We start from the raw sequence: 13,271 nt of genomic DNA, 5'->3' as shown, positions 1-13,271 counted from the left end.
GGTTTTTAAGGTGCCACTCAGCACCTTAAACCCATTACAGTAAGTCAATGTTCAGACATAGCGTTTTAACTAGCCAAAATGAGCAACTACTTACTGCGATGGGTATTAAGATATCGAACATCCGAAACACAAGGAACTCGCAGCATTGAACAAGCGTGTGACGATAAAAAGTATCGCTAACGAACTCGGCATCTCTCATATGACGGTGTCCAGAGCGCTGGCTGACAGCCCGAAGGTAAAGCCAGACACCAAAAAGCTGATTCAGGAGAAAGCGGCGGAAATGGGTTATATCCCAAATCAGGCTGCTGTTTCAATCCGTGGAGGTCGTTCGGGTGTGGTTGGGCTTCTTATCCCAAACATCGAGAACGAGTTCTATGCTGCCATTGCCAATCAGATGTCGATCGAATGCGCTCGTCACAACCTGCAGTTAATGATTGGCTTAACTCAGGATGACCCTCAGGAAGAAGTCAGTGCCATCACGCGTTTACTGAAGCACAGTGCCATGTCTGTCGTTATGGTGCCTACTCCAAACGGAAGTGAAAATGCGGCTAGACTACTCAGCGATGTCGATACTATTCAGCTGATCCGAACTCGCCAGAACATTGGTGAATCGGCAGAAATAGTGGTGAATGAATCGAATGCCTTTGAAGAGGCGGTAGTCACTTTGACAAAAGCGGGTTGCCAAAACATCGCATACATTGGCGGTCCCGGCGATCTTAGTACTGGACGGATTCGTCTGGAATCCACTCAATCCGCTTTAAAAAAGCAAAACCTGCCTTTAAATGAACACCTGACTAAACTTGGTGCCCCCTCTTTTGAATTGGGGCTGCAAGCCATGAACGAACTTCTTGAAATGGAAGAAACACCTGACGCAGTCATTACTGCGGGCTTTGAGATATCAAATGGCGCACTGACCGCGTGCTTGGAGAAAGGCGTTTGTTTGCCTGAGTCGATGAGGTTTGTCGGTTATGGTGACCCTTCCTGGTATCAATGGGTAAATTCTGGCATCTCTACCATCAGTATTTCGATGCAGGACATCGTGGATCAGTGCATGACTTTGCTTCTCGATTATCAGTCTGGTCAACGAATAAAATCCCAGTCAACGGTGTACGTTGAGGCCAGCTTGGTTCGTCGCCATAGCGCATAGCTTTTTATGATTTAAATACCGTAAGGGTGCGAATGTATTCGCACCCTTTTTAGATTTTGAATGAGAGTCGGTTAGCCCTAGTAGGTCGTTCTTCCCCCGGACATATCAAACGTCGCGCCAGTTGAGTAAGAGCATTCTTCCGAGCTTAGCCACGCCACCATTGCGGCGATCTCTTCGACACTGCCCATTCGACCCATAGGAATTTTCGCCAGCATATAGTCGATTTGTTCTTGCGTAACGTCTGCCAACATTTCAGTCTTGATCACCGCTGGCGTAATGGCATTCACCGTGATGTTGCTGGTTGCCAGCTCTTTCCCCAAACTTTTGGTAAGCGCCAGCACCGCAGCTTTAGACACAGAATACGCAGAAGCATTAGGATTGCCCTCTTTCCCTGCTACCGACGCGATATTCACTATTCTCCCGTACTGGTTGCTTTCCATATGAGGCACAATGGCGCGGCAGGTATGGAACACCCCATCCAGATTGACACTCTGAACCTGTCGCCAGACATCAAGCGGGTAATTGGTTAGGGTGGTATTGATTCCGGCAACCCCGGCACTGTTTACCAGAATACTGATTTTGCCGAATTGATTGACGACATCCTGCGCTGCCTGGCTGACTTGCTCGTAGTTGCTGACATCCACCACGTGTGTACTGACATCGCCTTCATTACCTAACGCTTCTTTGGCTTGTTCCAGGTCTTTGTCATTGATGTCCCAGAGCGCTACTTTCGCCCCTGAACTTAGCAGCCTTTTTGCGACAGCCAGACCCATCCCTCGCCCGCCTCCGGTAATAACTGCACATTGGTCTTGCAGATCAAACTTGTTCATTGATGTATCCTTTCCTTCAATTTTTTTGGTCATTTCGACTACCTAATGGTTTTCTCTGGGCAGCCCTTTTTGTGCGATTTTTTGATATTTCACGGCAGGCTTGAGCACCATGCCTTCATCCAGCTGAGCCACCATTCCTCGTTGAATTTCTTGCCACGGTGTCTGGTGCGCCGGGTAGGGGTACCCACCTTGCTTTGCCAACGCAATTCGCCTTTGCTCTAACACTTCTTCATCAACCAGCATGTCTGCACTGCCAAGTTCTAAATCAATACGAATTCGGTCACCCGTTTGCAGGAGAGCCAGACCACCTCCTACCGCAGCTTCGGGAGAGGCATTTAATATGGAAGGCGAACCAGATGTGCCTGACTGTCGCCCGTCACCAATACACGGAAGTGAATGGATTCCTTGCGAAAGCAGGTGCGCCGGTGGATGCATGTTGACCACTTCTGCCGCACCGGGATAACCGATAGGACCTGCGCCCCGCATCACTAAGATGGCGTTTTCATCCATTTCTTTGATGGATTCAGACTCCAGCTTCTGGTGGTAATCTTCCGGACCATCAAAAACATACGCTTTTCCTTCAAACGCATTGGGGTCGTCTGGATTGCTTAAATAGCGCTGGCGAAACTCATCTGAAATCACCGATGTTTTCATCATAGCGCTATTGAACAGATTCCCTTTGAGGTTGATAAATCCAGCAGATGAAAGAATTGGGTTGTCGATAGGGTGAATGACCTCATAGTTTTTGACATGACAGGGCTGACAAAGCTCGCCTATCGATTGCCCGCTCACCGTTAAGGCATCAGGGTTAGGTAAGCGACCCGTCTTTAACAGCTCGGAAATGACTGCCGGCACACCGCCCGCATGGTAAAAGTCTTCCCCTAAAAACTGCCCTGCTGGTTGAACATTACAAAGCAAAGGGATGTCGTAACCGACACGTTGCCAGTCATCGTTAGTCAGTTCTATCCCGCAATGGCGGGCAACAGCATTGAGGTGGATGGGGGCGTTAGATGACCCACCAATGGCCGAGTTGACCGCGATTGCGTTTTCAAAAGCGGCTTTGGTCATAACATCGCAAGGTTTAATGTCTTGCTCCACCAGTTCAACAATTCGCTGACCAGTGTTATACGCCATCTGTCCGCGCTGACGGTACGGGGCGGGAATCGCAGCCGATCCAGATAGCTGCATCCCCAGCGCTTCAGCCAGTGAATTCATGGTGCTGGCTGTGCCCATAGTGTTGCAATAACCCACAGACGGGACAGATGCCGTTGCCATGTCCATAAATTCTTCGTAATCAATTTCTCCGGTTGCCAGTTTTTCTCTTGCTGTCCAGATGACGGTGCCAGTACCTGCGCGTTTTCCTTCATGCCAGCCATTGAGCATTGGACCGACACTTAATGCGATTGCGGGAATGTTCACCGTCGCCGCTGCCATTAGCAGCGCTGGCGTGGTTTTGTCGCAACCAATGGTGAGCACCACACCATCCAGTGGATAACCATATAAAGATTCCACCAGACCGAGATACGCGAGGTTTCTGTCGAGTGAAGCTGTGGGGCGCTTACTGGTTTCCTGAATTGGATGCACCGGAAATTCCAAACAAATACCACCCGCCGCCACGATACCTTCCCGTACTCTCTTGGCTAACTCTACATGGTGTCGATTGCAGGGAGAGAGGTCAGAACCAGTCTGAGCGATCCCAATAATGGGTTTACCGGACTGAAGTTCTTCTCGCGTTAAACCATAGTTCAGGCAATGACCAAGATGCAGAGCCGTCATACCCGGGTCGTCACTGTTGTTAAACCATTGCTGAGAACGAAGCTTCATTGTGGATACCAGTCACTCAAAGGGATGACAGTCTGGCTTTGTTCTCCTAGCCCCTTAATGCCAAGGGTAACGACATCATTAATGTTCAAATACTGCGGTGGCTTCATACCTGCACCCACCCCCGGTGGTGTTCCGGTGCAGATAAGATCACCCGGCTCCAAACGAATAAATTCAGACAAATAGCTGACGATGGTGGCGATATCGAAAATCATGGTGTTGGTATTGCCCGTTTGTTTGCGCTCACCGTTTACGTCCAGCCACATCGAAAGCTCCCGAGCGTTACCCACTTCATCGCCAGTAACAATCATGGGACCTGTCGGGCAGAAATGGGGGAAACCCTTCCCTTTTGCCCATTGACCACTTCTTTCCAATTGCCAAGCACGTTCGGAAACGTCATTCACTAAGGTATAACCCAATACATGGTCCAGTGCGTTTTCTTTGCTGATATTCAGTGCGGTTTTGCCAATCACAACACCTAGCTCCACTTCCCAGTCCAGCTTGGTCATTTTCGGTGAATAGAGAATCGGGTCATTCGGAGCGCAAAACGTGCCGGAAGATTTATTAAACAGGACGGGTTCCGCCGGAATATCCATACCCGCTTCCGCTGCATGGTCGGAATAGTTTAGCCCTATGCAGTAAATGTTGTTTGGCTGGGTCATCGGAGTGCCGACTCTTGCTCCATCCATTGATACTTCAGGGAGTGCGGATAAATCTGCATTGGCTAATCGATGTTTAACTTCGCTCAGGGTGTTCGGCGTATAGTCATGAATAATAGAAGACACGTCACGTGCAATTCCTTTTTCATCCAAAGCACAGGGAACTTCTTGTCCTTTGTCTCCAATTCTTAGTAATTTCATTAACTCAGCGTCTCCTTATTTAGCTGTTCTCACAAAGGGAAATCTGGCTCCGAGATAGAAACTCACAAACCATCAGAAGGAGCCAAACTTCGCCCTTTTATCCTCATCGGCAAACTTTTGATTCACGTACATTCACAAATTCAATCTTAAACTCACCATCAAATGTTCACGTGAACATTATTACTAACAAAAATATCACCAGTCAAGAATTAATCGTTCATAAAATCAGCAAAACGAGAGCTTGCTGACCGATTGAGAAAAGTGCTAAGCAGGAAAAATAAAGGTGTGAGATGAATATTTAACAGACGATAAATGAGAAAGTGACCAGCCAAAAAACTTATTTTGTTAGCCAACTTTCCCCTTGATGATCTTGACCGTACTGATCTTGAGGGTTTCGGAGTGCGCAGGTTTCCAACGACAAACATCCACAGCCAATGCACCCACCAAGATCGTTCTGCAGTGCTTGCAAGCTTCGTATTTTTCGATCCAGCATCTCGTGCCAGACGCTTGCCATTTCTTCCCACTGCTTTTTGCTGGGAGCCTGATGCTTGGGTAAATGTTCTAGCGCCTGCGAAATGTCTTCTAAAGACAGCCCTACCTGCTGAGCTGCTTTAATCACTGCAATTCGACGAAGCACACTACGATGAAACCGCCGCTGATTACCGGGGTTACGCCAACTGGATATCAGCCCTTTCTGTTCATAAAAGTGAATCGCTGAGACTTTCACCCCAGCCCTTTTCGCCACTTCCCCGACTCCGATATCCATATTTCCCCTCCACTTTTTTTCAAAAAAGCGCTTTACCTCAACTTAACTTGAGGTTTTAGAGTAGCACGCAACAACTTCAAATTCACGGAGGAAAAACAATGAGAAATAAAACCCTTCCTTACTTGGCTGGTCGGTTTTTTGATGGCATTTCGTCAGGGCTTTTTATGATGGCACTGCCTTGGATTATTCTTTCAGAGCCTGATATGGGTACATTTGTGGCAATGACAGCGTTAGTCTGTACAACGACCTCATTCTTGGCGACCCCTTTCTTTTCAACACTGATTGATCGCCATTCTCGCAAGGCAATTCTGGTTATCATTCAAGCGACTCAGGCATCAACCGCGGCGCTGGTCAGTATCGCTTACAGTTTCGATTTAGGCTCACACTGGCTGTTGGCTGCGGCTCAGTTGATTTTTTGGGTATCCAGTAATCTGGCTTGGGTAACTAATAATGCTTTTACTCAGGAAAACTACGAGTCCCATGAGTATGCCTCTATCTCTGGCTATCAGGAGATCATACTTCAGGGCACCACGTTAGGGGCTGGCGCACTGGGTGTTATCTTGCTGGAAAGATGGGGAATGTGGGAGTTTTCGCTGTTCGCAGCCATCGCATCAGGCATCGCGACTGTCGCCTACTTTGCCACTCCTTACTTTAGAAAGCTGCGTAAAACTCAGAAGCGTTCTTTTACCGCTCAGCTAACAGAAAGTGTGTCTATATTCCGCGTCGCCCCCCGTTTTTACGCGTTTATTATGCTTTCTTGCCTGTCTTATCCAATCCTGACCTTCTTAGGAAAACTGGTTCCAATCTGGTTTGCAGAAGCTGGGATTTCAGGTGACTGGCTGGCGGCATACAACATCAGTTTTGGTTTGGGTTCTCTGTTTACAGGTTTTCTGGTCAGCCGTGTTTTAAGGCAGTTTTCACATCAAGCCATCATGCAGTATTCCATGTTTATCGTAGCTTCGATGCTGTTTGGTATGGGGCTGTACGACAGCCCTCTCTACTTGGTGCTGTTCACGCTAGGTTTTGGATTCTTTAATGCTCTGAATCGCATCGCGCGAACCAATTGGTTACACCACACAGTGGAAGTGTCGCAACGTGGTCGGGTCGATGGAGGGCTGGCGTTGTTTTCAACACTTGTTCAGTCGTTAAGTTACACCCTGATTGCGGTTCTGTCTCATTACGACATTACTCGGTGGGGTTTTGTGATTGCGGCAGTATTGGTTCTTGTCGCCGCTGTCTTGATGAATGTACTGAACAGCAACGACCAGTTTGACCAGCACCCTGTTCCACAAAGTTAAAAATCTGACGGGGTGCCCAAGCGCCCCGCTTTCCATTTATTTGCCAGATGTATCTAATTCTCTTGGCAACGTTTCTGGTTTGGCATAGCTTAGGCGTGATAACCGTTCTGCGGTGTGGTAGCTGTCTAATCCTGAAACAGCGACCAGGTCCAAAGTGCCCAAGTCGATATAGCCGTCTTGCATAACGGCTTGCCCTTCAACACGAATCTCTTGCACTTCACCTATCACTAACTCGGTTTGGTTAACGCTCATGGTAGTGTGCTCGCGCAAAACCATACCAATCTGCATCGGGCTTTCCTTTACATAAGGTGCTTTGATGACTTCACTCAGCTCTGGGGTCAGCCCCGCTTTTTCAAATTCAGATTCTTCTTTTCGATATCGAGCTGACGTCTGGTGAGCCTGCTGATAAACCTCGCGACACACGGAATTGATGGTGTAGTGACCCGTTTCTATTATGTTTTCGAGTGTATGGCGAGATACGCTATGAGGGCGAACGATCATACCAAGCAAAGGAGGGTTAGCACCAAGATGAAACACGGAGCTCACGATGGACAAATTGTGCTGACCATTGTTATCAATGGTGCCAATCAGGTTTGCGCTTTTGTAACCAGATAATGAATTGATAAAACGCGCTCGAAAGCGATCTTCCATCTCTCCTATATCTGACTTCGAATACCCTTTTTTTGCCATCTTTTGCCTCCAAGATGAAACACGTAAAGCAGCACTTGGGTATAAGCAAGTGCTGCTATTTCAGATTTGCCGCTCGTTACTTGTTACTAGCTACTTGGGGATAATGACCGAGTCGATTACGTGAATCACTCCATTGCTGGCTTTCACGTCTGTCATCAGCACTTTCGCGTTATCCACCATGACATTACCGTTCTGAGTATTAATGGCAATGTCCTGACCTTGTACGGTTGACGCACCTTTCAGGTTCACTACATCGGAAGCCATCACCTTGCCTGGTACCACATGGTAGGTTAACACCGCTACCAGCTTGTCTTTGTTCTCAGGTTTCAGCAGCATTTCTACTGTCCCTTCAGGCAATTTCGCGAACGCCTCATCGGTTGGGGCAAACACGGTAAATGGTCCATCGCCTTTGAGCGTATCAACTAGACCGCCAGCTTTTACCGCTGCGACCAGGGTGTTGAATGAACCGTTGCTTGCGGCAACGTCTACAATGTCTTTCTTTGCTCCATGGTGCCCAGCATTGACTGAAAAGGCAGCAATAACCAGCGAGATGGTGACTAACATTTTTTTGAACATAATCGTGTCCTATTTTCGATGGATGAAGTGACCAGAAAGTGTCTGGTTTTTGCCTTTACGCTGCCCATCTTCAATAAGATCATTGAAAAAGAATTCTCTGAACATCGATTCCATTCTTGATGAACCGAATGCGCTTAACGCTCGTAGTAGGGCAAAAAGGAGAATTTTATGAAGATGCCAATCAGCAAATTAGAGAAGTACTTTTCAGTCGACAAACTTGTTGTTCATTCACTGGATATGTCGTTATATCAACTGTCCGCAGTTATTGACGGAGAGGAGTGGTTCATTACCGAAGAAGACGGGCAACTTATCAGAGCCTGGTCGGTTGTCGACATTCAAAGGCGCTACCGCAACGTTGAGGCAAAAGAGAAAGTGCTCAGACAAGAAAGTGCCTACGATGAAATGGTTGGATGTCCAGACAAGGTAACGTCAAATATGTTCGAGGTCCCGATTGGAGACAACAAGCTCTACTAGTTTGCATTCCTTTGGGCAAAACATCACATTCTGACAGTGCTCGAAACTGAGCCTGACTTTTCTCACTTAGCTTTGACATGCGGTTTGCGTCATTCGGCACAATTTTGGCGCACACTCACCAATCAGGAAAGGCTATGGAGTTTACTCAACAGGATCGTGAAGCGCTGTATCAGGTCTGGATGTCTCAGAAGGCTAAAATGCGCATGACTCAAATGGAAATCACCAAAAGGCTTGGCATCAGCCAGATAGAGTTCTCAGAATTACTGCGGGGCAGCGCAAAGCTCGAACCTGCATTTGTGGAAAAGTTCTGCGCCCATCTTCATGTCGACGCAAAAGCGATCATCCCATCATTAAAAGAAATCAGTGCGACTGAAGGTCACGTCGTATACCTGCAAAGCCGAATTACCGTAGACGGCGAGATCAAACGAACCTACGTCGACGGCAACCAAGTGATCGTCGAATACGCTCACACTCTGAATGATTAAATCTCCCGCTCTGAAACATTCCCTTGGTCAGCAAGGGATTAAACCTCTGCTCTTCTCTTCAAAAAAACAAAACGAACAAAAATCACCCACAAAATGAGCTAAAACATAAATATTTTCAATTTTTGATCATGGATTTATCAGTTAGTTGATTTCGCTTCCGTTTCTTCTAACAAAATTAGAGTAAAAACACTATTTCCATAATCAATGATAAAGAGTATCTATGCTCAGTTACCTACTACCTATTGTTACAAGCCTAGGGGCAGTTCAGCCATTTACATCGCTAATGGATTTAGACACAACACTGGCGAATACCTCCTCCATTTCAGAACAGGTTTACTACCTTTTCAACCGGGAAAAATCCACTTATGTACGCTGCTGGTATCGTACTAGCCACGCGATTGAAGAGGTCGGAACGGATTGGGAATGGGCTTTAAATGAAAATGGCGACCACCTAAAACTTGACGGTTACTGGTGGTCGGCTGTTCAGCATAAAAATATGTTCTACACCGACACCCCACAATCCTATATTCAGGAACGTTGCGAGCAAACTTTGGGAGTGACTCACGATAACGCAGACATCACTTTTTATGCCGCAGACAACCAACTGTCGTACAACCACACCATCTGGTCGAACGATTATGTTATGCAGGCAAATGCTCTAAATAAAGTGGTAGTGCTTGGTGACAGCTTGTCCGACACAGGCAACATTTTTAACGCCTCTCAATGGCAGTTCCCAAATCCTCATTCCTGGTTTATGGGTCACTTTTCCAATGGATTTATCTGGGCAGAATATTTGGCAAAGGCGAAAAATCTGCCAGTCTACAACTGGTCAGTCGGCGGGGCGGCGGGCTCCAATCAATATCTGTTGCTGACAGGGGTGAATGAACAGGTGACTTCTTTCCTGACTTACATGGAAGAAGCCAAAAACTACAGAATTGAAAATACCCTGTTTACTTTGGAATTCGGTTTAAACGACTTTATGAATTACGGTCGAGAAGTCACCGACGTTAAAGCGGACTTCAGTCGCGCTATGGTTCGGTTGACCGATGCGGGAGCAAAACACCTTGTTCTACTCACTCTTCCTGATGCCACCAAAGCTCCGCAGTTCAAATACAGTACTGAGGATGAAATAGCGGTGATTCGCAAGAAGGTTATAGAATTCAATGCCTTTATCGAAGAGCAGGCGGCAGCTTACAAGAGCAAAGGAATTAACATCACCCTGCTCGATGGCTACAGCTTGTTTGAGGATCTCACGTCAAACCCTGAGAAGCATGGGTTTGTGAATACCACAGAACCTTGTCTGAACCTAAACCGAAGCGCAGCTCAAGACTATCTTTACAGTCACGACATCACAAACCAATGCGCCGAGATTGGATCTGATAACTATGTATTTTGGGACGTAACCCATCCAACAACCGCGGTACACAAATATCTGGCGGAAAAAGTGCTCGAAGCTGAAAAAACGGCGCTTTAATTGCTAGGGTCTATTGAAGCGGGTTTACGCCCGCTCCTTAAATTGTTCCTGAAACCAGTCGACACAATACTTCACCAAGTGCTTGTCGCGGCTGTGTGGCGATACCCTGAGGTAGTAACTGTAACCTTCAAATGAAGGCAGATCCTGTCTTTGCGTTAACCAATTCTGTTTTCGTGCCATCTCACTGAGCACATCACTCACCAACGCCACTCCCTGCCCCGCAAGGGCCGCCTGCAGTACATACTGTTCCTGATTGAACTTGCGTATGACAATTTCTTGATCAGAAAAATGCGTCTGCCAGGGCACGTTAGGAATAAAAGACTCGTCTTCCCACTCGGTCACAAACAGAGTATTGGGTAACATTTCTGACTTAGCGGTGGCATAACACCCTAACCGCTCTGTACCCAGAAGAACCTCTCCATCTTCAATGGTTCCCGGTAATCCGTAGCGAACCGCAATATCAACACGACGCTCATGATTGAAATCCACCAGCCTGTCACTGGCACAAATTTCCACCTCCAAATCCGGACGTTTTGCATTTAACGTCGGTAACCTTGGTGCCAGCCATAAAGCCGCAAAAGACGTGCAGCAAGAAATACTCACCCTATTTGCAGGCTGCTGAATGTCCAGCAGGGTTTCCTCAAGCTGTGCAAATACGTTTCGAGTGGTCGTCGCGAGTTTCTTTCCCTCTTGGGTAAGTGCGACTGACCGGATTTTCCGCTCAAACAGCTCGACGCCAAGGTGCGACTCCAGATTTTTGATCTGATGGGAAACCGCCGTCGGCGTGACATTCAATATGGAAGCGGCATGTTTAAAACTGCCATATTCCGCGGCGATGGCAAAAGTACGCAGATAATTGAGCGGAGGAAGTGACTTCATCTCAAACCTTATGATCAAGTTTTATTCATCTATAAGGTGCTTTTTCTCGTTTGTCAAAATTCAGTCGTAAAAGCAAAAATGATCTCACGAATTAAGGGTCACAATACAGAGGATGCGTTATGATCACTTTGCTACAAATCGATGCCAGCCCAAGGCAGTTTTCTCCTGAGCCACAGCCTCACCAGTCGGTTTCGCGCCGGATAGCCCATCACTTTGTGTCTGAGATAGAAAAGAACACAAAGATTAACAATCTGATAGTTAGAGATTTAGCTGTCAATCCACCTCCTTTTATCGATATTGGCTGGATATCGGAAAGTTTTTCCGATGAGAAGAAGAGCGACCAAACATCCTCCCTTGCTATATCCGACGAATTAATCGAAGAGGTTGAAGCTGCCGACATCATTGTTATCTCTTCCCCGATGTACAATTACGGTATGCCAGCGGTCTTGAAAGCGTGGTTTGATCAAATCATTAGGGTAAATAAAACTTTTTCATTCGATAGCAAAAAAGAACCGCCCATCGAACCTATTTTGTCGGGCAAGATTGTTATCTTGTGTACTTCTAGTGGTGAATACAGTTTTGGGAAAGGTGAAAGCCAGGCACATAAGAATCATCTGAGTGCCCATATCGAACAGCTGAGCCCCTACTTAGGAGCCGATCACTTTCATGAAATCGCAAGTGAATATCAGGAGTTCAAAGATGAAAGGCACGCTCAGTCTCTGGAAAATGCGATAAACAAAGCGAAAGCACTGGCACATCAATACGCCAAGTAAAACAAGAAAGCCCCAGTTACAAAGACTGGGGCTTGATGATGCTTCTAAAAAGTTCTGCGCGGTGCGACAGTGCTTTACTGAGGCTTCTTAGCCAACACTTCATCAATGTCTGACGCGGAATGACGCTCTGGGACTTGCTCCCACTCTTCTCCCCAGGAACGGTTCACTGTGCGGCCACGCTGTACCGCCGGGCGAGCTTCAATTTCTTTCGCCCAACGCTGCAGGTTTTTGTAACTGCTGACGTCCAAAAATTCAGCCGCATCATACAAGCTGCCTAACACAAGGTTACCGTACCAAGGCCAGGTTGCGATGTCTGCAATGCTGTACTCGTCTCCACCCAGGAATCGGCTTTCTGCCAGTCGCTTATCCAGCACATCTAGCTGGCGTTTGGCTTCCATTGTGAATCGGTTGATTGGGTATTCAAACTTCTCTGGTGCATAAGAATAGAAATGCCCGAATCCACCGCCCAAATACGGGGCAGAACCCTGTAGCCAGAATAACCAGTTAAGAGTCACTGCTCTGCCCTGCGCATCTTGCGGGATCAGTTGACCAAATTTTTCTGCCAGATAAAGCAGGATGTTTCCTGATTCGAACACGTTCACAGGCTCTTCACCAGAACGGTCGACCAGAGCCGGGATTTTAGAGTTCGGGTTAACACCAACAAATCCAGAACCAAACTGGTCGCCATCACCAATTTTGATGATGTGCGCATCGTATTCTGCTTCGGTAACCCCTAAAGCCAGTAATTCTTCCAGCATGATTGTGGCTTTCTGACCATTAGGCGTCCCCATTGAATACAGCTGTAACGGGTGCTCACCAACTGGCAGCTCTTGTTCATGTCTTGCACCGGAATCTGGTCGGTTGATGCTTGCCCACTGACCGCCGTTTTCGGCATCCATAGTCCAGACTTTAGGTGGTGTGTATTCGTTTGCCATTGTTATTCCTTATCAGTATTTCTGTATGTCTACATAGTTACTATCTGGTCATTATTCTGAGTTAAAACCCCTGAATCAACTTTTTATTAGAACGATCGGTTATTTATAAGATACTGTCAGTAATAATAAAAATATAAGCCAGCAATCTTGTAGGCTGAATTTATACGATGGTCCATATATCCCAGATCCATAAAAGCAATGAAAAAATGGGTACTAAAAACACCATCTCATTGAAATCTTGGATCTATTGGAGAAGTCGAAAC

General features: G+C 46.9%; 14 protein-coding genes. 6 read left to right on the top strand and 8 right to left on the bottom strand.

All coding sequences use genetic code 11. From position 1 onward, the window contains the following. The first annotated feature begins 145 nt into the window (after positions 1–145). Positions 146–1,147, top strand: a complete 1,002-nt coding sequence (locus tag INR79_RS19320; RefSeq protein ID WP_022608108.1) for a LacI family DNA-binding transcriptional regulator — start codon at positions 146–148, stop codon at positions 1,145–1,147. A 77-nt stretch (positions 1,148–1,224) separates the two neighbouring features. Here the strand turns inward: INR79_RS19320 and INR79_RS19315 are convergent, their stop codons facing one another. The 4 genes from INR79_RS19315 to soxR form a co-directional block, all read right to left on the bottom strand. Then, positions 1,225–1,977, bottom strand: a complete 753-nt coding sequence (locus INR79_RS19315; protein ID WP_022600031.1) for an SDR family NAD(P)-dependent oxidoreductase — start codon at positions 1,975–1,977, stop codon at positions 1,225–1,227. Positions 1,978–2,019: 42 nt separating this feature from the next. Continuing rightward, positions 2,020–3,801, bottom strand: coding sequence for an IlvD/Edd family dehydratase (locus INR79_RS19310; RefSeq protein WP_223098927.1), 1,782 nt, complete (start codon positions 3,799–3,801; stop codon positions 2,020–2,022). Then, complete coding sequence (locus INR79_RS19305) at positions 3,798–4,658, bottom strand: fumarylacetoacetate hydrolase family protein (protein WP_223098912.1); 861 nt, start codon at positions 4,656–4,658, stop codon at positions 3,798–3,800. Before INR79_RS19305 ends, INR79_RS19310 begins: the two co-directional genes overlap by 4 nt. Before the next feature lie 337 nt (positions 4,659–4,995). Further along, on the bottom strand, positions 4,996–5,424 hold the full coding sequence (gene soxR, locus INR79_RS19300) for a redox-sensitive transcriptional activator SoxR (protein WP_004401484.1): 429 nt from the start codon (positions 5,422–5,424) through the stop codon (positions 4,996–4,998). A gap of 98 nt (positions 5,425–5,522) precedes the next feature. On the opposite strand from soxR, the gene INR79_RS19295 reads away from it, so the two are divergent. Continuing rightward, positions 5,523–6,722, top strand: coding sequence for an MFS transporter (locus tag INR79_RS19295; protein ID WP_223098909.1), 1,200 nt, complete (start codon positions 5,523–5,525; stop codon positions 6,720–6,722). A 36-nt stretch (positions 6,723–6,758) separates the two neighbouring features. On the opposite strand, the gene INR79_RS19290 is transcribed toward INR79_RS19295, so the two are convergent. Continuing rightward, entirely contained in the window at positions 6,759–7,412 is a 654-nt protein-coding gene (locus INR79_RS19290; protein ID WP_223098906.1) for a flavin reductase family protein, read from the bottom strand. Positions 7,413–7,502: 90 nt separating this feature from the next. Beyond that, entirely contained in the window at positions 7,503–7,988 is a 486-nt protein-coding gene (locus INR79_RS19285; RefSeq protein ID WP_022592010.1) for a fasciclin domain-containing protein, read from the bottom strand. A 168-nt stretch (positions 7,989–8,156) separates the two neighbouring features. On the opposite strand from INR79_RS19285, the gene INR79_RS19280 reads away from it, so the two are divergent. From INR79_RS19280 to INR79_RS19270, 3 genes are all read left to right on the top strand, one after another. Beyond that, a complete protein-coding gene (locus INR79_RS19280) occupies positions 8,157–8,462 on the top strand; it encodes a DUF6482 family protein (RefSeq protein ID WP_004404575.1) in 306 nt (101 codons plus the stop codon). Positions 8,463–8,596: 134 nt separating this feature from the next. Beyond that, a complete protein-coding gene (locus INR79_RS19275; protein WP_004404577.1) occupies positions 8,597–8,947 on the top strand; it encodes a transcriptional regulator in 351 nt (116 codons plus the stop codon). A gap of 220 nt (positions 8,948–9,167) precedes the next feature. Then, complete coding sequence (locus tag INR79_RS19270) at positions 9,168–10,421, top strand: SGNH/GDSL hydrolase family protein (RefSeq protein ID WP_223098903.1); 1,254 nt, start codon at positions 9,168–9,170, stop codon at positions 10,419–10,421. Between the two features lie 24 nt (positions 10,422–10,445). Here the strand turns inward: INR79_RS19270 and INR79_RS19265 are convergent, their stop codons facing one another. Beyond that, the gene (locus tag INR79_RS19265) at positions 10,446–11,300 is read right to left on the bottom strand and encodes a LysR family transcriptional regulator (protein ID WP_223098901.1); all 855 of its coding nucleotides are present in this window, start codon (positions 11,298–11,300) and stop codon (positions 10,446–10,448) included. Positions 11,301–11,419: 119 nt separating this feature from the next. On the opposite strand from INR79_RS19265, the gene INR79_RS19260 reads away from it, so the two are divergent. Then, complete coding sequence (locus INR79_RS19260) at positions 11,420–12,073, top strand: FMN-dependent NADH-azoreductase (protein ID WP_223098899.1); 654 nt, start codon at positions 11,420–11,422, stop codon at positions 12,071–12,073. A gap of 74 nt (positions 12,074–12,147) precedes the next feature. Here the strand turns inward: INR79_RS19260 and yghU are convergent, their stop codons facing one another. Beyond that, positions 12,148–13,008 (bottom strand): glutathione-dependent disulfide-bond oxidoreductase, encoded by an 861-nt coding sequence (gene yghU, locus INR79_RS19255; RefSeq protein WP_022560570.1) that lies wholly within the window; start codon positions 13,006–13,008, stop codon positions 12,148–12,150. Positions 13,009–13,271 lie beyond the last annotated feature (263 nt).

The sequence above is a fragment of the Vibrio sp. SCSIO 43132 genome (assembly GCF_019904195.1).
In the GTDB taxonomy this organism is placed as follows: domain Bacteria; phylum Pseudomonadota; class Gammaproteobacteria; order Enterobacterales; family Vibrionaceae; genus Vibrio; species Vibrio nigripulchritudo.
Note: the sequence above shows the minus strand (reverse complement) of the source record. Positions and strands in the feature narration are given on the sequence as shown.

What these genes read in the sequence shown, in the direction of transcription:
- yghU (WP_022560570.1), bottom strand. Translation starts at nt 13,008, where the DNA reads ATGGCAAACGAATACACACCACCTAAAGTCTGGACTATGGATGCCGAA.
- INR79_RS19280 (WP_004404575.1), top strand. Translation starts at nt 8,157, where the DNA reads ATGAAGATGCCAATCAGCAAATTAGAGAAGTACTTTTCAGTCGACAAA.
- INR79_RS19295 (WP_223098909.1), top strand. Translation starts at nt 5,523, where the DNA reads ATGAGAAATAAAACCCTTCCTTACTTGGCTGGTCGGTTTTTTGATGGC.
- INR79_RS19305 (WP_223098912.1), bottom strand. Translation starts at nt 4,658, where the DNA reads ATGAAATTACTAAGAATTGGAGACAAAGGACAAGAAGTTCCCTGTGCT.
- INR79_RS19275 (WP_004404577.1), top strand. Translation starts at nt 8,597, where the DNA reads ATGGAGTTTACTCAACAGGATCGTGAAGCGCTGTATCAGGTCTGGATG.
- INR79_RS19285 (WP_022592010.1), bottom strand. Translation starts at nt 7,988, where the DNA reads ATGTTCAAAAAAATGTTAGTCACCATCTCGCTGGTTATTGCTGCCTTT.
- INR79_RS19315 (WP_022600031.1), bottom strand. Translation starts at nt 1,977, where the DNA reads ATGAACAAGTTTGATCTGCAAGACCAATGTGCAGTTATTACCGGAGGC.
- soxR (WP_004401484.1), bottom strand. Translation starts at nt 5,424, where the DNA reads ATGGATATCGGAGTCGGGGAAGTGGCGAAAAGGGCTGGGGTGAAAGTC.
- INR79_RS19270 (WP_223098903.1), top strand. Translation starts at nt 9,168, where the DNA reads ATGCTCAGTTACCTACTACCTATTGTTACAAGCCTAGGGGCAGTTCAG.
- INR79_RS19290 (WP_223098906.1), bottom strand. Translation starts at nt 7,412, where the DNA reads ATGGCAAAAAAAGGGTATTCGAAGTCAGATATAGGAGAGATGGAAGAT.
- INR79_RS19260 (WP_223098899.1), top strand. Translation starts at nt 11,420, where the DNA reads ATGATCACTTTGCTACAAATCGATGCCAGCCCAAGGCAGTTTTCTCCT.
- INR79_RS19310 (WP_223098927.1), bottom strand. Translation starts at nt 3,801, where the DNA reads ATGAAGCTTCGTTCTCAGCAATGGTTTAACAACAGTGACGACCCGGGT.
- INR79_RS19265 (WP_223098901.1), bottom strand. Translation starts at nt 11,300, where the DNA reads ATGAAGTCACTTCCTCCGCTCAATTATCTGCGTACTTTTGCCATCGCC.